The 18,286-nt window shown below is 66.8% G+C and carries 19 protein-coding genes; 10 read left to right on the forward strand and 9 right to left on the reverse strand.

Annotated elements, in window-relative coordinates; genetic code table 11:
- Positions 1–49 precede the first annotated feature (49 nt).
- Together DES44_RS03980 and DES44_RS03985 are read right to left on the reverse strand one after the other, a co-directional pair.
- Entirely contained in the window at positions 50–1,297 is a 1,248-nt protein-coding gene (locus DES44_RS03980; RefSeq protein WP_058936119.1) for an RNA polymerase sigma factor, read from the reverse strand.
- Positions 1,294–1,722, reverse strand: coding sequence for a YciI family protein (locus DES44_RS03985; protein ID WP_058936118.1), 429 nt, complete (start codon positions 1,720–1,722; stop codon positions 1,294–1,296). The genes DES44_RS03980 and DES44_RS03985 overlap by 4 nt, the downstream gene beginning before the upstream one ends.
- Before the next feature lie 225 nt (positions 1,723–1,947).
- Here DES44_RS03985 and DES44_RS03990 point away from each other — a divergent pair, with 225 nt between their 5' ends.
- Positions 1,948–2,433 (forward strand): DUF6714 family protein, encoded by a 486-nt coding sequence (locus tag DES44_RS03990; protein WP_058936117.1) that lies wholly within the window; start codon positions 1,948–1,950, stop codon positions 2,431–2,433.
- Positions 2,434–2,493: 60 nt separating this feature from the next.
- Here the strand turns inward: DES44_RS03990 and DES44_RS03995 are convergent, their stop codons facing one another.
- Positions 2,494–2,856, reverse strand: a complete 363-nt coding sequence (locus DES44_RS03995) for a GFA family protein (protein WP_058936116.1) — start codon at positions 2,854–2,856, stop codon at positions 2,494–2,496.
- 362 nt (positions 2,857–3,218) lie between these two features.
- Here DES44_RS03995 and DES44_RS04000 point away from each other — a divergent pair, with 362 nt between their 5' ends.
- Together DES44_RS04000 and DES44_RS04005 are read left to right on the forward strand one after the other, a co-directional pair.
- A complete protein-coding gene (locus DES44_RS04000) occupies positions 3,219–4,250 on the forward strand; it encodes a pirin family protein (protein WP_232310052.1) in 1,032 nt (343 codons plus the stop codon).
- Positions 4,251–4,396: 146 nt separating this feature from the next.
- A complete protein-coding gene (locus DES44_RS04005) occupies positions 4,397–5,578 on the forward strand; it encodes a tetratricopeptide repeat protein (protein ID WP_157592976.1) in 1,182 nt (393 codons plus the stop codon).
- A gap of 147 nt (positions 5,579–5,725) precedes the next feature.
- Here the strand turns inward: DES44_RS04005 and DES44_RS04010 are convergent, their stop codons facing one another.
- The 3 genes from DES44_RS04010 to DES44_RS04020 are packed head-to-tail and all read right to left on the reverse strand — an operon-like array spanning position 5,726 to position 8,353.
- Positions 5,726–6,070 carry a YkgJ family cysteine cluster protein gene (locus tag DES44_RS04010; RefSeq protein WP_058936113.1) on the reverse strand — a complete coding sequence of 115 codons (345 nt, stop codon included), beginning with the start codon at positions 6,068–6,070 and terminating at the stop codon, positions 5,726–5,728.
- Positions 6,071–6,088: 18 nt separating this feature from the next.
- Positions 6,089–7,558 carry a serine/threonine protein kinase gene (locus DES44_RS04015; protein WP_058936112.1) on the reverse strand — a complete coding sequence of 490 codons (1,470 nt, stop codon included), beginning with the start codon at positions 7,556–7,558 and terminating at the stop codon, positions 6,089–6,091.
- A gap of 36 nt (positions 7,559–7,594) precedes the next feature.
- Positions 7,595–8,353 carry a metallophosphoesterase family protein gene (locus DES44_RS04020; RefSeq protein WP_058936111.1) on the reverse strand — a complete coding sequence of 253 codons (759 nt, stop codon included), beginning with the start codon at positions 8,351–8,353 and terminating at the stop codon, positions 7,595–7,597.
- Between the two features lie 348 nt (positions 8,354–8,701).
- On the opposite strand from DES44_RS04020, the gene DES44_RS04025 reads away from it, so the two are divergent.
- Positions 8,702–9,529 (forward strand): substrate-binding periplasmic protein, encoded by an 828-nt coding sequence (locus tag DES44_RS04025; RefSeq protein ID WP_232309816.1) that lies wholly within the window; start codon positions 8,702–8,704, stop codon positions 9,527–9,529.
- A gap of 62 nt (positions 9,530–9,591) precedes the next feature.
- On the opposite strand, the gene argF is transcribed toward DES44_RS04025, so the two are convergent.
- Positions 9,592–10,554, reverse strand: coding sequence for an ornithine carbamoyltransferase (gene argF / locus DES44_RS04030; RefSeq protein ID WP_058936110.1), 963 nt, complete (start codon positions 10,552–10,554; stop codon positions 9,592–9,594).
- Positions 10,551–11,771, reverse strand: coding sequence for an aspartate aminotransferase family protein (locus DES44_RS04035; protein ID WP_058936109.1), 1,221 nt, complete (start codon positions 11,769–11,771; stop codon positions 10,551–10,553). The genes argF and DES44_RS04035 overlap by 4 nt, the downstream gene beginning before the upstream one ends.
- 272 nt (positions 11,772–12,043) lie before the next feature.
- On the opposite strand from DES44_RS04035, the gene DES44_RS04040 reads away from it, so the two are divergent.
- From DES44_RS04040 to DES44_RS04050, 3 genes are all read left to right on the forward strand, one after another.
- Entirely contained in the window at positions 12,044–12,385 is a 342-nt protein-coding gene (locus DES44_RS04040; protein ID WP_058936108.1) for a DUF3579 domain-containing protein, read from the forward strand.
- 116 nt (positions 12,386–12,501) lie between these two features.
- Positions 12,502–13,557 (forward strand): M14 family zinc carboxypeptidase, encoded by a 1,056-nt coding sequence (locus tag DES44_RS04045; protein WP_058936107.1) that lies wholly within the window; start codon positions 12,502–12,504, stop codon positions 13,555–13,557.
- On the forward strand, positions 13,554–14,360 hold the full coding sequence (locus DES44_RS04050; RefSeq protein ID WP_058936106.1) for an alpha/beta fold hydrolase: 807 nt from the start codon (positions 13,554–13,556) through the stop codon (positions 14,358–14,360). Before DES44_RS04045 ends, DES44_RS04050 begins: the two co-directional genes overlap by 4 nt.
- A gap of 175 nt (positions 14,361–14,535) precedes the next feature.
- Here DES44_RS04050 and rpsT read toward each other — a convergent pair whose 3' ends face one another.
- Complete coding sequence (gene rpsT, locus DES44_RS04055; protein WP_058936105.1) at positions 14,536–14,832, reverse strand: 30S ribosomal protein S20; 297 nt, start codon at positions 14,830–14,832, stop codon at positions 14,536–14,538.
- Between the two features lie 186 nt (positions 14,833–15,018).
- Between rpsT and murJ the strand changes: the two genes are divergently transcribed.
- The 3 genes from murJ to hda all read left to right on the forward strand — a co-directional run bounded on the left by murJ (position 15,019) and on the right by hda (position 18,286).
- Complete coding sequence (gene murJ, locus DES44_RS04060) at positions 15,019–16,587, forward strand: murein biosynthesis integral membrane protein MurJ (RefSeq protein ID WP_058936104.1); 1,569 nt, start codon at positions 15,019–15,021, stop codon at positions 16,585–16,587.
- Between the two features lie 90 nt (positions 16,588–16,677).
- The gene (locus DES44_RS04065; RefSeq protein WP_083525764.1) at positions 16,678–17,451 is read left to right on the forward strand and encodes a SirB1 family protein; all 774 of its coding nucleotides are present in this window, start codon (positions 16,678–16,680) and stop codon (positions 17,449–17,451) included.
- 154 nt (positions 17,452–17,605) lie between these two features.
- Complete coding sequence (gene hda, locus DES44_RS04070) at positions 17,606–18,286, forward strand: DnaA regulatory inactivator Hda (RefSeq protein WP_058936102.1); 681 nt, start codon at positions 17,606–17,608, stop codon at positions 18,284–18,286.

Raw genomic sequence — 18,286 nt, forward strand, 5'->3', positions numbered from 1 at the left:
CTCCAGTTCGCCGCATGCGCTGAACCATCGGGCCGGCATGGCGTAGTACCTACATGTGCCCCAAGCGCTCCATTAGCAACACGCGCTCACGTTCGTTGCCAGTCCAGGCGATAGCTTGGCGCAGGGCTTCACGCGCCTCCTCAATGCGATCCAAGCGCTGAAGCATATCGGCCCGGGCACTGGCCCACCAGGGATAGCCGGTCAGCAGGAGCGCCTCCACGAGCGGAAGCGCCTGCGCCGGCCCGACCGCGTGGCTCAGCGCAATGGCGCGGTTAAGCGCAACGACCGGGCTGGGTTGCAACGCAAGCAGCGCGTCGTAGAACCGTAACAATTGAGGCCAGTCCGTGTCTTCGGCGTGGGTGGCGCGAGCATGCACCGCCGCCAGCTCGGCCTGAAGGGTGAGAATGCCAGGCCCTTGTGATTTCAGTGCATTCAGGTTGCGGCAGCGGGTCAACGCGGTCAGGCCGCGTCGCAGTAACAGGTGGTCCCAGCGGCTTCGATCCTGATCCATCAGCAGCACGGGACGGCCCAGTGCATCGGTGCGCGCCGGCAGACGCGAGGCTTGCAGTTCCATCAGCGCTTGCAGCGCTTGCGCGTCAGCCTCCGTCGGAAGCAAGGCGGCGAGGTGTCGTGCTAGGCGCAAAGCCTCGTGGCACAGCGTCGGCCTTGTCCACTCGGCACCACTGCTGGCAACATAGCCTTCGTTGAACATCAGGTACAACACCGTGCAGACGGCCTCCAGACGCGCAGTGCGCTCGGATGCCGGCGGCAGCTCAAAGGGTTCACCAGCCAGCTGCGCCTTGGCGCGCGTGATGCGCTGCGCAATGGTGGACTCCTTGGCGAACAGGGCTCGCGCGATTTCTGCCACGGTGAGTCCAGCTACTAGACGCAAGGTGAGTGCCCATTGCGCCTCCCGCGCCAACTTGGGGTGGCAGGCGATGAACATCAACCTCAATGCGTCGTCACCCACCTCGTCGGCCTCGTCGGCCAGCAACAAATCCAGCGGATCGGGTGCCAAGTGGGCCGCGCGCGAATCGGCGTCATTGCCCAATGCTTGCTGTTCCCGCGCCGCCATCTGCGCATGGCGCATTCGATCAAGCAGTCGGTGCTTCGCGACCGTCATCAGCCAGGCGCCAGGGCGTTCAGGCCAGCCCTCGGCCGGCCAACGCTGCATCGCTGCCACCAGCGCGTCCTGCACGCAGTCTTCGGCTAACGCCAGACTGGCACCTGCGCGCAGCAGAGCCGCGATAAGGCGGGTGGCTTCCAGGCGCCAGACTGCCTCGATCGGAGGCGTCATCTGCCCTGCTTGATGGAGGCCAGTTGTTCACGGATGATGCGCTCGGCATCTTCAGGCGGCAAGTCGATACCGCCCATCAGCGGGCGCACTTCGATGCAGCAAGGCTGGCCAGGGAACGGCGCCGGAAACCGCTGTGCCCAGGCCAGCGCTTCGTCATGCGATCGCACCTCGATGAGCGTGTAGCCGGCAATCAATTCCTTGGTCTCGGCGAAGGGACCGTCCATGACGCTCGGCTGGCCGGCGGCGTCGTATTGCACGCGAAACCCCTGACTGCTTGGCTGCAGGCCAGCGCCATCGAGCAGCACGCCGGCCTTGGCCATCTCGTCGTGGAAGGCCATCATGCGCGGCACGAGCGTCGGGTCATCAGGGAAGTCGCCGGCCTCGCTCATTGAGGTAGCGCGAACTTGGATCATGTAACGGGGCATGAAAGTCTCCCAAAGTTGTTGACCTTATACGACGAACGGCGGCGGTGCATTTCGACAGACCCCTCAGCTTTCGGAGTGGCAATACACCGGCTGACAGCTATACGGCGGCAAGGCTAGGTCAGCAAATGTCTCTTCTGGGTCGATAGCGGGCGGTCGTCATGCTATGCCTCGCACAGAAAAATCCTGACAGGCTCTCCCTCCACGATGCAAGAAATCCAGCCCCGAATGACCGCGAGCGATCTCATCCACAAGATCCGCGCCGCCTTCAGCGAAGACATCGCCAAACCCCCATCGATCACCTTGCGCACAGGCGATGCTCTCGATGACCACGCTGTCCCGCATGCATTCGACCCCATCATCGACGCAGTCACTGACGGCTACCTCGAGACCTACCCCTGGGGCATTGCTCACCTGGACGCTGATTCCTGGCGCCACTACCTGCCGCAGTTGGCGGACTACGCGATTCGCCACTTTTCCCGTGGCACCCTGGTGGGCGAAGCCACTGTCAGCAGCCTCTGCGCCCCGGACCGAGACCCGTCCAGGCTCGCCACCTTGACCGAGTGGCAGGAAGAGGCGATCACGCAGTTCCTCGAGTTCCTCGCGTTCACCGACGGATCCGCCCATCAGGAAGAAGCCTGCCGAGCGATTGACGAGTGGTGGTCCCCGGACGCGATGTACCGGCCTTCATCGACACGCGCCTGCGACGAATAGGGCGCGGTCCTGCGGCGGATCCGACCCACGCACCAGCCGCGCCACACGACTCAGACCCGGCTACTCATCCAAAAACGTCCACGTATCCGCCCCATCAAAGCGACGCACCCGCACCGACGCGATCAGCTCCGGGCTGAAATTCCCCAGATGCACCCCCTGCTTCGCCCCCGGCTCCGGATTGATCGGCTCCCAATGCGTCACGCAGCCGCAGGTCTGGCACCGGATGGTTCGCATCGTGCGGTCGCCCTGCACATATTCGGTGGTGGACGCCGGATGGCCTTCGATCTTGACGGTACCAAATTCGAAGTAGACCCAGGGGCCGCCGATGCGCCGGCACAAGGAGCAATTGCAGGATGTCGCCACGGTGGGCGTGTCCGGCAGCGTCAGGCGGATGTTGCCGCAATGGCAGGAGCCTTGGTGCATGGTGGGTCTCCGAATGTGGTGCGCCGGCCGCCAGTGGGGGCTGTGCAGCGCAGGGGGTGAGTTCAGCGGGCGGCCGAGCCGTCTGCTCCCGCGTTCGTTGTATCTCAGTGGGGTCTGCCGAGCCATGCCGCAAACGTCGCTTGACTTAGCGGCGTTCGGCGCTATGAACCTCGCACACCGCAGTAGACCCCTTCCAGCACATCCCACGGTTTCGCGGTAGGGTCCCTCCATCGTCAGGACTCCACCAGGCCCTCGCCATGACCACGCTGCCCACCAACATCTCCGAAAGATCCGACAGATCTGCCACCTCCGATTCCACTGCGGCGTCGACATCGCCCGTCCTCTCCGTCCAGCCCTTAGGCATGCCTTGGGAAACGATCGACCCCTTCTTGTTCTGCGTCCACCACGACGACGCCTATCCCAAGGGCAACGGCGCGCACGGCCCGGACGCTGCGCTGCTGGCGGGCCGCAACATCGGCTCGGACTTCTCGCGCAAGGACGGCTGGAGCATGTATCACGGCCAGCAGGTGCCTGGTTTCCCGGCCCACCCTCACCGCGGCTTCGAGACGGTGACCATCGTGCGCCAAGGGCGCATCGACCACGCCGATTCCCTGGGCGCGGGCGCGCGTTTCGGCGGCGGCGATGTGCAGTGGCTGACGGCGGGCAAGGGCATCGTCCACGCGGAAATGTTCCCGCTGCTGCACACCGACCGGCCCAACCCCTTGGAGCTCTTCCAGATCTGGCTGAACCTGCCGTCCGACAGCAAGATGGTGGAGCCGCATTTCACGATGTTCTGGTCGGAGGACATTCCGCGCCACACCTTCACCGACGACGCAGGACGCTCGACCGAAGTGGTGGTCATCGCCGGTGCGCTCCCTGCGCCTGTCCACGCTGCGGGCTCATCCACCCGTCCCCCCGCCCGTCCCCTCACCCCGCCGCCGGATTCCTGGGCCTCTCGACTTCATTCCGATCTGGCCATGTGGACCCTGCGGCTCGAGCCCGGCGCGCAATGGACACTCCCCGCCGCAGTGGGCGAGGGCACTCGACGCAAGCTGTACTTCTTCGCCGGCAACCGCCTGGCTCTGGCCGGAGAGCCCTTGACTGTCGGGCATTCCGTCGAGGTGCGTGCGGGCGCCGATGTCGTGCTGACCAATGGCGATGCGCCCGCCGAGCTGCTGATGCTGCAGGGCCGTCCCATTGGCGAACCGGTGGCGCAGTACGGCCCCTTCGTCATGAACACCGAGCAAGAGTTGCGACAGGCTTTCGAGGACTACCGCCGCACCGAATTCGGCGGTTGGCCGTGGCCGGATCCGGCGCCGGTCCATGGCAATGTGGGGGACCGGTTCGCCAGACACGCCGATGGCCGGACCGAGCGCCCGGCGTCGCGGGATTGATCGGGGGTGCGCGGACACGCCGATAGGTCTAGCATCCCTCTTGGCAGCCCGTTGCCGAGGCTGCTTCGGAGCGTGCCATGGTCCATCCGCTGTCTCGGTCCCTGAAGCAGGTCTTGAACGCGGGGGCGGCTCTCAGGTCCGCCGGATTGACGTCCGCATTGACGGCGGGTTTGATGGCGGCGTTAACGGCGGGTTTGACGGCGTTGTTGCTGTCCGCGTGCGCCGCCCCCTCCACGCAGCAGCCCCCGCCGCCGACCGCACTGCTGCACGATGAGCTCTTCCCCCCCAACCACGAGCTCATCAGCGCCGACCGCATCCTCGCCCCCAGCGAGGGCATGCGCGCCTTCATCCAGCAGCGCCTGACCCGTGGTCTGCGGGGGCGTGAGCCGCGTGAGGTGCTGGTCGAAGCTCTCAGTGCCCCGGGCGAACTCAAGCTCGAATACGACGCCGACATGACCCGCACCGCGTCGGAAGCCTTCGACGCCCGCATGGGCAACTGCCTCTCGCTGACGCTGATGACGGCGTCCTTCGCGCGCGAGCTGGGCGTGCCGGTGCTGTTCCGGCATGTCTATCAGGAAGAGCAGGTGAGTCGGGTGGGAGACCTGCAGGTCGTGTCCGGCCACGTGAACATCGGCCTGGGCCGCCGTCCCACCGACTTCCGCATCCTGGGCGACCAGGAGGCGCTTCTGGTGGTGGACTTCGTGCCGGGTGCGCAGATCCGGCGCCAGCGCGCCATGGAGGTGGATGAGGCCACGGTGGTGGCCATGTACATGAACAACCGTGCTGCCGAATGGATGGCGCAGGGCATGCTGGACCGCGCCTACTGGTGGGCCCGCGCCGCCTGGCTGCAAGCGCCGCAATTGACCGCGGCCCTGAACACGCTGGGGGTGGTGTACCGACGGCATGGCGACGTGGGACCTGCGGAGCAGGCCTTCCGCGAAGTGCTGCGCCGTGAACCTGGCAATCTGCAGTCGATGGCCAATCTCGCGCAGTTGCTGCGCAATGCCGACCGCTTCGCAGAGGCCAAGGTCCTGGAAGACCAGTTGGCCAGGCTGGAGCCCTATCCGCCCTTCAAGTTCTTCGACCTGGGCGTGGCGGCGATGCAAGACGGCGACGCTGTTGCTGCGCGCCGCTACTTCCTCAAGGAGATCGACCGCTCAGCCTACTACCACGAGTTCCACTTCTGGCTGGCTCTGGCCAATGCGAAGCTGGGGCGGTGGGAGGAGGTGCGCACGTCCTTGGCGCGGGCGGAAGCGCTGAGCACCAGCGTGCGCCAGCGGCAGCTCTATGCAGCCAAGCTGGAGAGCCTTCGCGCGAAGGTGCACTGAGCGACACGGCGACGCAGAGCCCGGACAGCAGGCACAGCGGGTAAAGCGGCACAGCGGGGTACAGCGCGATACAAAGGGCAAAGCGAGGACAGCAAGGGCGGCGCGGTCGAAGTCGCGCTGTGCTGCTGCCAAGTCAGTCGCCGAGCTTCAAGCCGTGAGCGGTGGCAGCCCATGCCGGGCCCGTGCGCGATTGCAGGCTTCGTCGCCCAGGCCGAGCGGTGCGCGCAGACCAAATTCCCGGCATGGTGACGGCCGCCACTCATAGATGCCGCAGCTGGCCTTCTGGCCGACCTGGCCCTGCAGCGCGGCACAGCGCGGTGCAGCGTGGTCGGTGCCGCGCATGCGGCAGAGGTGGTCGGTGAGGGAGACCGTCAGTCCATCCGGAACCGTGCCCCCTTCGCTCAGCAGTTCCTGACGCGAGAAGTCGACGCGAAAACTCGCGCAACAGGCGCCGCAGTGCGTGCAAGGATTGTCGGTAGCGGTGAAGGACATGCCGGCAGTGTAGGGCGCTCAGGTCGCAGCCGGGCTGACGGTCGGCTCTGGCAGCGGCGGCTCCCGCACCACGGTGACGGTGCAGGTGCACTGCGTCACCACCTGCGTCGAGACGCTGCCCAGATATCGCCGCAGCGTGGAGCTGCCGCGCGCGCCCATCACCACATGGTCCACGCCGGTCCTCGCCGCGAATTCGATCAACGCGTCCGCCGCATCCGGGGCCTCCAGCACATGGAAGGTCAGGCGTCCGTCTTCCAGCGCCAGGTCGTGAGTCATCGGATGGGCCCAGTTCTTCAGCGCGATCAACTGCTGCACATGATGGCTGCGTCCTTGTGCATCGGTGAGTTCGTCCATGCCGATGCGGGCCGTCTTCATCACGCCTACGCAGGCCAGCCGCGCACCGGGCTCGGTCAGCAGCAGCCGCTGCACCACGTCGCGCAGCGCCTCCAGCAGTCCTTCGCTGGCGCCCTGCACATCCACCGCCGCCATGATCACCGGGCTGCGTGCCACCTGCGCACCGACCGAGGCCGGCGCGTGCGGCTCCGCGCCCAACGCCAGGAACCATCGCTTGAAGCGCCTCACCATGCCGCTGCGCTCCACCTTGTGGGCGCGCGCGGTCAGCGGCACGGCATCGGGCCTTTGCAGGTCCAGGGCCAACTGCGTCGCACTCTGGTAGCGGCGTTCGGCCCGCACTTCCAGGCAGTGCAGCACCACCTCCTGGAACCACGGCGGCAGCTCCGGGCGGATGGCCCGTGGAGGAATCGGCTCCACATATAGCCGCCGCCGCAATTGGCGCACGGACGTCGGCTGCCCGAAGGGACGCTCGCCGGTGGCCAGGTGGTAGAGCATCACGCCCAGCGCAAACAGGTCGCTGCGTGGGTCGTTGCGCACGAACTGCACCTGCTCGGGCGACATGTACGGGCCGGTCCCCATCGGCAGCGAAAACTCTTCCTCCAGCAGGTCCGGCAGGAAGTCGTGCCGGGACAGCCCAAAGTCCACCAGCACCACCGATCCGTCCGCGCGCCGCAGGATGTTGCTGGGCTTGATGTCCAGATGAACCAAATGCTGGTGATGCAGGTCGGTCAGCGCATGCGCCACCTGGATGCCGATCTCCACGACCTCCACCAGCGGCAGCGGGGCGCGGTCCAGCAGCGGGCGCAGGCTGTCCGCCTGGATGTGCTCCATCACGATGTAGGCCTGGCGGCGCCAGTCGCCGCGCGCCACGAAGCGGGGGACGTGCGGGCCCTTGAGCGCGGGCAGGATCATCTGCTCCACCTCGAAGCCGACGATGCTGGCCGGATCTTCCCCGCCCTTGATGCGGGGCACCTTCATGATGAGCGGGAAGTCCTCGCCGGGCACCGGTGTCTCGCGGCGCACCTTCCAGAGGTTGGCCATGCCGCCCTGATGCAGGCGCTCTTCCAGCACAAAACCGTCCAGCACCTGACCGGGCTGCAAGGGGTAGGGGATGGGGGCCGGCGTTTCGGTCATCGAGGGAAGAGGGTCCTTGGCGCAAACGCCGCGAGCTTAGCGCCCCAGCACCAGTCGCTGGGCCAGTCGTTCCGCCAGGGCCGGCGGCAGGCCCTTGGCACCGCGGATGGCGGCAACCGCCGCTTCCACGTCGTACGGCACACGCTGGAAGCTGAGGTCGCCGCTGTCGTGATCGAAGAGGGCATAACAGGCGGCCGGGTTGCCGTCGCGCGGCTGGCCGCAGGCGCCGGGAATCACCAGCCACTGGCGATTGGGCAGCAGCGGAATCGGAATGCCGGGCTGCGGCCGGAAGTCGCCCGCCTTGCCGGTGCCGGAGAGGTGGTAGAGCATCGGCTCATGCATGTGGCCGCAGAAGGTGTAGCGGCATTCGGTGGCATGCAGGCTGCGCATCGCTTCCAGCCGGCCCTGGACATAGGCAAAGCCCGCCGGGTCGAAGGCATTGGCGTGGACGAACAGGCAGTCCTCCCGCACCTCGTGCAGCGGCAGGTCGCCCAGGAAGCGCAACTGGTCGGGCGTGAGCTGGTTGCGCGTCCATTCAATGGCGTTGCGCGCGTCCTCATGCATGGTCGGGTTGGGCCCGCGGGCCACCGCCAGGTCATGGTTGCCGGCCACCGCCACAGCGCCTTGCGCCTTCAGCGCCAGGACCTGGTCCACCACCCAGCCCGGGTCGCTGCCATAGCCCACGTAGTCGCCCAGCAGGGCAAAGCCTTCCACCCCCTGGCTGCGGGCATGGGCGAGCACGGCGCTGAAGGCTTCGCGATTGGCGTGCAGGTCTGAAATCAATGCAATCTTCATGGAGTCCCAAGCATGCCACGGCTGGCTGACGATGGGCTGAGCGGCGGCAAGTCGCATGCCGGGCCGCCGCCACAGCCCCGCGCTTGGAGGTGACCGGAGCGCCGTCTGTTTGTTACGCTCGCAGGCAACATCGGGGGAGACACCCGGGGCGACAGCGGTGCAGTGCCGCAACGGGACACGAACAACATGCAAGCAGAGGCAGTCAGGGTGATGCGCTGGGTCCGGATTTTTGGCGCACGGAGCAGGGCGGCGATGGACCGGGCCGCATCGTCGCGTGACGGTGGTGAACACGCTGCGAAGCAGGTCCGCCGGCGCCGCGGGCGCTGCCCAGGCGCGCGAACGGGCCTGGTGGCCGCGGCCTTGCTGGGTCTGGCCGTGACCGCCCAGGCTGCCTGCTCCCGGGTGATCCGGGTGCCTGTGGCGCCCATCGGTTTGAGTGTGGTCACGTCTGGCGGTGCCGTGAGTGGTGTCTATCCAGACGTTCTGCGCCGCATCGAAACCGAGACCGGCTGCCGGTTTGAATTCTCGATCGTGCCCCGCGCGCGGCTGGAGGCCATGTTCATCAGCGGTCAGGCCGACCTGCTGATGCCGGCGTCCCGCACGCCCGCCCGCGATGCACGAGGGCAGTTCGTGCCGCTTGTGAAGGCCCGTCCGGTGTTGATCTCACTGAACTCGGACCGTCCCGCCGTCGCCAATCTTCAGGAGTTGCTGGAGCGGCGGGACCTGCGGGTGGCGCTGGTGCGGGGTTTTGACTACGGAGAGGCCTACCAGCAGCTGATTCCGCGCCTGAAAGAGCAGCAGCGTCTGGTGATGGAAGCGGACGCCGGCGCCGTGGCCCGCGCGATGGAGCGGGGTCTGGCGGACGTCACGCTGATGGTGCCTGCCATCTTCACTGGCACCTTGCATCAGGACAACCGGACGCGGGCCCTGCTGGACCGCCTTCGTTATGAGCCCTTGAGCGACCTGGGCTGGGGGGAAAGTGGCATCTACCTGTCGCCCCGGCTCGCTCCCAACGACCGGGAACTCATGGCCGAGGCCCTGGACAAGGCCGTGCGCAGTGGCCTGGTCTGGAAAGCGATGCAGCGGCACTATCCGCCGGGCACCTATGAAGAGGGGATGAGGGCGCTGGTACCGGCCGCCGCACTGCCGGCGTCGGCGACCAGCGCCACGAAGTAGGCCTTTGAGCCCAGCTTTCAGTCCGGACCTCCAGCCCGGACCTCCAGCCGGACTTTCAGCCTTCAGCCAATCCGGCCCAGGAGCAAATACTCCATCAGCGCCTTCTGGACATGCATGCGGTTCTCCGCCTCATCCCAGACCACCGACTGCGGGCCGTCGATCACATCCGCCGCCACTTCCTCCCCGCGGTGAGCGGGCAAGCAGTGCATGAACAGCGCGTCCGGCTTGGCACGCGACATCATGTCGGCATCGACGCACCAGTCGGCGAAAGCGGCGCGACGCGCTTCGTTCTCGGCCTCGTAGCCCATGCTGGTCCAGACATCGGTGGTGACCAGGTCGGCACCGGCGCAGGCCTGCTTGGGGTCCTTGAAGACCTTGTAGCAGTCCCGGTTCTTGATGCCGGCCACGGCCGGATCGATCTCATAGCCGCTGGGGGTGCTCACATGCACGGTGAAGCCGAGGATCTCCGCCGCCTGCAGCCAGGTGTTGGCCATGTTGTTGCCGTCCCCCACCCAGGCCACGACACGGCCCTTGAGGCAGTCCATGTCGATGGCGCCGCGTCGGTCCATGCCGCGCTGTTCGATGAAGGTGAACAGGTCGGCCAGGATCTGGCAGGGGTGATATTCGTTGGTCAGGCCGTTGATGACCGGCACCCGCGAATGGGCCGCGAAACGCTCGATCTTGGTCTGCTCGAAGGTGCGGATCATCACCAGGTCGACCATGCGGCTGATGACGCGGGCGCTGTCCTCGATCGGCTCGGCGCGGCCGAGCTGGCTGTCCCCGGTGGTGAGGTGCACCACCGAGCCGCCCATCTGGTACATGCCGGCCTCGAAGCTCACCCGGGTGCGGGTGCTGGCTTTCTCGAAGATCATCGCCAGCGTGCGGTCGGTCAGCGGCTGGTACTTCTCGTAGTTCTTGAAGCGTCGCTTGATGATGGACGCCCGCTCGAACAGGTAGGCGTACTCCTCCGCACGCAGGTCCTTGAACTGCAGGTAGTGACGCATCAGACTGTCTCCCGGCTTCATGGCGCGGGGGCCGCGAGGAAGCGCTTGATCAGCGGCACCAGGCGGTTCGCGATGTCGGTCGCTTCCTCACGGGTGAGGATCAGCGCCGGCAGCAGGCGCACGACGGAGTCGGCGGTGACGCTGATCAGCAGCTGGGCTTCTTCAACCGCCTGGGTGAGCAGGGCGCCGCAAGGGCGGTCCAGCTGAACACCGATCATCAGGCCGTAGCCGCGCACTTCCACGAAGCCCGGCACGCCGGCCAGGCCCGCTTCCAGCGCCGCCTTCAGCTCGCCGCCGCGCTGCGTGGCGTTGTCCAGCAGGCCGTCCGCTTCCATGATGGCCAGCGTTTCCACACCGGCGCGCATCGCCAGCGGGTTGCCGCCGAAGGTGGTGCCGTGGTTGCCCGGGCCCAGCACCTTGGCCGCGCGCGGTCCGCAGACCACCGACCCGATGGGCACGCCCGAGCCCAGACCCTTGGCCAGCGGCATCACGTCCGGCTGGATGCCGGCCCATTGATGCGCGAACCACTTGCCGGTGCGGCCGATGCCGCACTGCACCTCGTCCAGCATCAGCAGCAGGTCGTGCTGGTCGCACAGGCGGCGCAGGTCCTTGAGGAACTGCATGTGGGCGGGGTTGATGCCGCCTTCGCCCTGGATGGTTTCCAGGAAAATGGCGGTGATGTTGGGGTTCTGGGCCAGCGCCTCTTCCAGGGCAGGCAGGTTGTTCAGCGGCACGCGCACGAAGCCGGGCACCAGCGGACCAAAACCGGCCTGCACCTTCGGATTGCCAGTGGCCGACAGCGTGGCCAGCGAGCGGCCATGGAAGGCCTTCTCGAAGACAACGATGGCGGGATTGGTGTTGCCCCGATCGTGGCCGAACTTGCGGGCGATCTTTATCGCCGCTTCATTGGCTTCCAGGCCGGAGTTGCAGAAGAAGGCGTTGGTCAGGCCGGACAGCTCGCAGAGCTTGGCCGCCAGCTGCTCCTGCAGCGGGACGTGGTAGTAGTTGCTGGTGTGAATCAGCTTGCCGACCTGGTCCCGCAAGGCCGCCACCAGCCGGGGGTGGTTGTGCCCCAGCGTGTTGACGGCGATCCCTGACAACGCGTCCAGGTATCGTCGGCCGGCCGTATCCCACACCTGGCAGCCTTCGCCATGCGACAGCGCGATGGGCAGACGGCCATAGGTTTGCATGACATGGGGTTCGGTCGGGGCGGCGAACGTGGACTCCTGGGCGTTCATCAAGTCTCCAGAGACAGGGTTGGGAAACGGTGAGAGGGCATTGCGGACCGGCGGCAACCGCGGGCGGGGCAATGAAAAAAGCTCCTCGGAAGGAGCGATTGATTCTAAGGGTCGAGTTTGAAAAATGGGTCCGCCGCGTGGGCGGCGTGGCATTGCACACGGCAGATCCGGGCGCACAGAGCCCCTCTAGTGCTGCGACGCAACACATCCGAGGCACAATAACGGTTTTGCCCGGCGCCCTGCGGCGCGGAATCGGAATCATCGAGTGACGCATGACTGAGCAGCCCAAGCCGCGAGAAGTGTTCATCCAGGGAATCACCACGGATGGCCGCACCTTTCGACCGAGCGACTGGGCTGAGCGTCTGGCAGGTGCCATGTCGTGCTTTCGGCCTGGCGGTGTCCGCACTGGGCGGGATGCGCACATCGGGTATTCGCCTTACTGCGTGCCGCGCGTCATCAACGGGGTGAAGTGCGTCATCGTCAGCGAAGCACTCAAGGCCGTGGAACCCATGGCCTGGGACTTCGTCATGAATTTCGCCCGGGACAACAAGCTGCAGGTGGTCGATGCCTGCCTGTTGCCGGATCCGCCTGCGGGTGGGCCAGCGCCGCGTTGATCCCCCGCGTTGAGCCGCTGCGTCATCGCGCGCTCCCGCCCGATTGATCCTTTCGGGCCATCGCTTTCCCTCCCATTTGCGCCTAGTGTTGCGGGTTTCGTCGGAAATCCTCCACCATGGCCGTGGTCCTCCCCGAGGCGGCGGTCCACGCCGCTCCCGCACTTCCAGAACTGCACGAACTGCTTCGCCTTGTGGAGCGGGGCGGCGCCTTGCTTCATTGCCGGGAACTCGCGCAGGTGAATGCAGGCGGCGTGGAGCTGCCGGTGCTGGCGGTCACGCTGGGGAATCCGGACCCCTCCGTCCCCGCCCTGGCGGTCATCGGCGGCGTGCATGGCCTGGAGCGCATCGGTGCGCAGGTGGCGCTGGCCTATCTCGGCAGCCTGGTGCGCCGGCTGCGCTGGGATGTGAGCCTGCATCAGCAGCTGGAATCGGTGAGGCTGGTCTTCCTGCCGCTGGTCAATCCCGGCGGCATCCTCATGGGCCGGCGGTCCAATCCCGCTGGCGTGGACCTGATGCGCAACGGCCCGCAGGACGCCGACCGCGCCGTCCCCTGGCTGGTGGGCGGGCATCGTCTGGGGTCCTGGGCGCCCTGGTACCGCGGACCAGCCGGCGCCCCGCTGCAACCGGAAAGCGAAGCCCTGTGCCGCCTGATGCGGGAGGAACTGCTGGGCCGCCCGTTTGCGCTCAGCATCGACTGCCATTCCGGCTTCGGTCTGCATGACCGGATCTGGTTTCCGTATGCCCGCAGCCGTCGCCCGATGCGTCACCTGGCGGAGGTCCATGCGCTGTGCGAGGTGCTGGACCAGGGCTTGTCGCCGCATCCCTATGTGCTGGAGCCGCAGAGCCAGCACTACCTGGCTCACGGCGACCTCTGGGACCACCTGTACGACGAATCGGTCACCCTGGATCGGGGGATCTTCCTCCCTTTGACGCTCGAAATGGGGTCATGGCTGTGGGTGAAGAAAAATCCGAGGCAGCTACTCTCCCGGCTCGGAATGTTCAATCCGCTGATCGAACACAGACAACAGCGGGTGCTGCGGAGACACATGGCCTGGATGGACTTCATGATGCGCGCCACACAGAGCGCGTCCCGGTGGCTGCCGGGCCCGGAATCGCGCTGGGATCATGGCGAGCAGGCCCTGATTCGCTGGTACCGACGGAACCGGGCATGAGTGAAACGACCTGGGTATTGCTGAGAGGCTTGACGCGCGAGAGTGGCCATTGGGGCGACTTTCCGGCGCGTCTGCTGCGCGCATTGCGAGCGCAGCAACCGGACGTGCGCCTGGAACTGCTGGACCTGCCGGGCAATGGCCAGCTGTGCGGGCAGGACAGTCCCACCCATGTCTCGGAGATGGTGGAGGCCTGCCGCATCGAGCTCCGGCGCCGGGGCGTGCAGATGCCCTGCCATGTGCTGGCGATGTCCCTGGGGGCGATGGTCGCCAGCGACTGGGCGTCGCGGTATCCCAAGGAACTGGAATCGGTGGTGCTGATCAACACCAGCCTGCGTCCGTTCAGCGCCTTTTTCAGGCGCTTGCGGCCAGGCAACTACTGGTCGCTGCTGGTGCTAAGCCTGTTCCGGCTGAGCCTGAGGCAACGGGAGGCGAGGGTGCTGGCCATGACCACCCGCCTGCAGCGGCAGCCCGATCAGGTGCTGGACCATTGGGTCGGTTTGCAGCGCAAGCATCCGGTGCGGCGGCGCAATGCCCTGCGTCAGCTGCTGGCCGCGGTGCGTTACCGGGCGAGCTACAACCGGCCGTATCCGCCGATGCTGCTGCTGTGCAGCCAGGGGGACGAACTGGTGGACTGGCGCTGTTCACAAGCCATCAGCCGGGCCTGGGGAGCGCCGCTGCGTCTGCATGCGCGGGCCGGGCACGACCTGCCGCTGGACGATGGCGACTGGGTGGCGCGCAATGTGGTGGATTGGCTGCATGCCCGTGAAGTGGTGGGCAGTGCACCGATGCCGCTGCGGGCATGAGGGGCTATGCGGCCATGCGGCGATGAGGCGCACCTCGCCACGCGAAGCCAGAAACGAAAACGGCCCCACAGTGTGGAGCCGATGGAACGATGACCATGGCGGTGTTCCATGGATAGCCCCAATGAAAAAGCCCGCCGGAGCGGGCTTTTATTTGCACCAGAGCTGGAAGTCGCTATCAGGCGGCCAGCGCCTTGATCTTGGCGGACAGGCGGCTCTTATGACGAGCTGCCTTGTTCTTGTGGAAGATGCCCTTGTCAGCCACGGAGTCGATCACGGGCTGGGCAATCTTGAAGAGGTCGGCGGCCTTGGCCTTGTCGCCAGTGACGATCGCCTTTTGCACGTTCTTGATGACCGTGCGGAACTTCGAACGCAGCGCCGAGTTGGCGGCGTTCAGCTTGACGTCTTGACGTGCGCGCTTACGGCCAGAGGCCAGACGCACGGTTTTCTTCTTGGCTTTGGAAGAGCTTGCCATTGTCTTGGGTGTCCAGATGGTGCAAAGACAAAGAGTATAGCAGTGCGGCAGTGAAAATCAAACCAGGGTGCGCAACCATCGCCTGATAATGCGCCGTCCCCATTCTTGACGCCGGGGCTGCACGACCCGGACGGGCCTTCCCCGCACCCCGGCAACACGTGCCTGCACCGGCCCGCTCGACCGCTCATGAATCTGTTGCGTACTGCTTCGGTGGTTTCGGTGTTCACCTTGATGTCGCGCATCACCGGCCTGGTCCGCGAACAGATGATTGCGGCGCTGTTCGGCGCCAACGCCCTGACTGATGCCTATCAGGTGGCGTTCCGTATTCCCAACATGTTCCGCCGGCTGTTTGCCGAAGGCGCATTCTCGCAGGCCTTCGTGCCGGCCCTGGCCGCCGCCCGCGCGCGCGACGGTGACGAAGCCACCCATGGCCTGATCGACGCCGTGTCCACCGTGCTGGTGTGGGTGCAGATCGTCATCTGCGTGGTGGGAGTGGCGGCGGCGCCGCTGCTGGTGCTGGCCCTGGGCGCCAGCCTCAACGACTCGGCCCACGAAGCGGCCGTCACCATGACACGCTGGATGTTTCCCTACATCGGCTGCATGTCGCTGGTGGCGCTGTCTGCGGGCATCCTCAATACCTGGAAGCGGTTTGTCGTGCCGGCGGTGACGCCGGTGCTGTTCAACCTGTCTTCCATCGCCGCCGGGTACGGCTTGTCCCCGCTGCTGGCGAGCTGGGGCTACCGCCCTATCTATTCACTGGCCATCGGCGTGATGCTGGGCGGCGTGCTGCAACTGGCCGTGCAGATGCCGGCGCTCAAGCGTGTCCATCTGATGCCGCGGATCTCCTGGCGCTGGTCCGGGCTGCGTGCCGCGCTCGCCCATCCCGGCGTGCGGCAGGTCGGGCGGCAGATGGCCCCGGCGCTGGTGGGGGTGGCGGTGGCGCAGGTGTCGCTGGTCATCAATACCCAGATCGCGATCTCGGTGGGGGAGGGCGCCGCGTCCTGGCTGACCTATGCCGACCGCCTGATGGAATTCCCGATCGCGCTGCTGGGCGTGGCCCTCGGCGTCGTGCTGACCCCGCAGCTCTCCGCTGCGCAGGCCAAGGGGGACGGCCAGCAATATTCGGATCTGCTGGACTGGGGGCTGCGGCTGGTGCTGCTGCTGGCGCTGCCCTGCGCGGTGGCGCTGCTGGTGTTTGCCGAACCGCTGGTGGCGGTGCTTTATCAGCGCGGCGCCTTCCAGGCGGCGGACGTGCACCACACGGCCCAGGCGGTGATGGGGTATGGCGTCGGCCTGATGGGGCTGGTGGGGGTGAAGATCCTGGCGCCGGGCTACTACGCACGGCTCGACACCCGCACACCCGTGCGCGTGGCCATCCTGGTGCTGGTGCTGACGCAGATTCTGAACGGCGTCTTTGTCTTCTGGCTGGGCATCGGCGTGGCCGGGCTGTCGCTGTCGATTGGCCTGGGGGCGGTGGTCAATGCGGGCCTGCTGCTGGTGGGGCTGCGCAAGCTGGGCAGCTACAAGCCGGCGCCGGGCTGGTTCTGGTTTGCCTTGCGGGTGGTGCTGGCCAGCGCCGCCATGGGCGCGCTGCAGTGGTGGCTGGCCCATCACTTCGACTGGGTGGCGCTGGGGCAGCATGAACTGGTGCGCGCCGGCTGGATGGCCGTGAGCCTGGCGGGCTCGGCCGTGCTGTATTTCGCACTCCTGATGCTGTCGGGCATCCAGGTGCGCCACTTCATCAAGCGGACCTGATCGCGCGTCGCGCCAATTCCTTCTCCCTGAGGACAAGCGTTGGGTCCGCCCTGCCCGTGCGATCCTCGCGCAGGGCGTAGACTCCAGCCTATGAATTTGCCGTTGGATTGGGCAGTGCCGTCGGCACTCGACTATTTCGCCACCCTGGTGGCCGATGACGAGGGGCTGAACCTGGCGGAGGCGGCAACGGCCATCGCGCTGGTGGACGTGCCGCATCTGGACGTTCAGCAGGTGATGGCTGAACTCGACCGCCTGGGCGAACGCCTGCGGCGCCGGCTGCCGTCCGACGCAGCGCCCAGCCACCGCCTGCGCATGCTCAACCAGTATTTCCATGGCGAGCTGGGCTTTGCGGGCAACGTGAACGACTACTACGCCATCGGCAACAGCTACCTGCACGAGGTGCTGCAGACCCGGCGCGGCATTCCCATCACCCTGGCCATCATCTATATGGAGTTGGCCGCGCATGTCGGCCTGCGGGTCAAGGGGGTGAGCTTCCCCGGCCATTTCCTGATGAAGCTGCGCCTGCCGCAGGGGGAAGTGGTGCTGGACCCGTTCAGCGGCCGGTCCCTCGGGCGCAGCGAACTGGACGAATTTCTCAGCCCCTGGCGGGAGCGGGCGGGCCTGGCACCGGGGGAACCAATGTCTCTGGACGCGTTCCTCGGCACCGCCTCCCCGCGCCAGATCCTGGCCCGCATGCTGCGTAACCTCAAGCAGATCCACATGGAGCAGGGCGACCTGCCGCGCCTGCTGGCCATCCAGCAGCGGCTGGTGGCCCTGCTGCCGGACGATCAGGCGGAAAAGGCGGAGCTGGCACAGTGCCTGGCGCAGATCCGCGACCGGGACGGTCCGGCCACCCTGCACTGAACCTTTAGAATCCGCCTTGCTGTCCGTGGGCACCACCGGGGCCCAGTCCGGACGGGCGGGGCAGGCAATGACCGCCGCCCGGCGCAGGCTCTGACAGCCGCCCGGCACGTCAGGCCCTCCCTGGCCCGCGCCCCCCTTCCAAGGCTTGAGTCGTTTGAAGCAAATTCCGCTGTCGCTGGGCCCCGAGCCCGACTACACCTTTGACAATCTGCTGCCCGGAGCGAACGTGGCGGCCCTGACGCACGTGCTCACGCTGGGCACGGGCGCGCCGCCCGTCTTCCTCTGGGGCCCGCCGGGCTCGGGCAAGACGCATGTGCTGCGGGCCCTGGCCCAGCGCTGGCAGGCCGCCGGCGCGCAGGTCGGCTGGTACGACGCCGACACCCCGCTGCCCTGGGAACTGCCGGCCCACCCCAGCCTGCTGCTGATGGACGATTGCCAGCGTTTTGATGCCGGCCAGCAGCATGCCGCCTTCGCCCTGTTCGTGGAGGCTGCGACCATGGGCCTGGCCGTGGTGGCCACCGGCACCGAGCCGCCGGTGGACCTGGCCCTGCGGGAAGACCTGCGGACCCGTCTGGCCTGGGGCCCGACCTTTGCCCTGCAGCCGCTGTCCGAGTCCGACATCCGGGCAGTGCTGCGCCGCGACGCCGACCGCCGCGGCCTTGTGCTGAGCGACGACGTCATGGACTACCTGCTCACCCGCTTCGCCCGGGACCTCAAACACCTCATGACCCTGCTGGACGGCCTGGACGAATTCGCCATGGCCAGCAAACGGGCCGTCACCGTGCCCCTGCTGCGCCAGATGCTGGCCGACCAGGGCGCCCAGCATGCCCATTGA

The organism is Roseateles depolymerans, assembly GCF_003387155.1.
In the GTDB taxonomy this organism is placed as follows: Bacteria; Pseudomonadota; Gammaproteobacteria; order Burkholderiales; family Burkholderiaceae_C; genus Roseateles; species Roseateles depolymerans.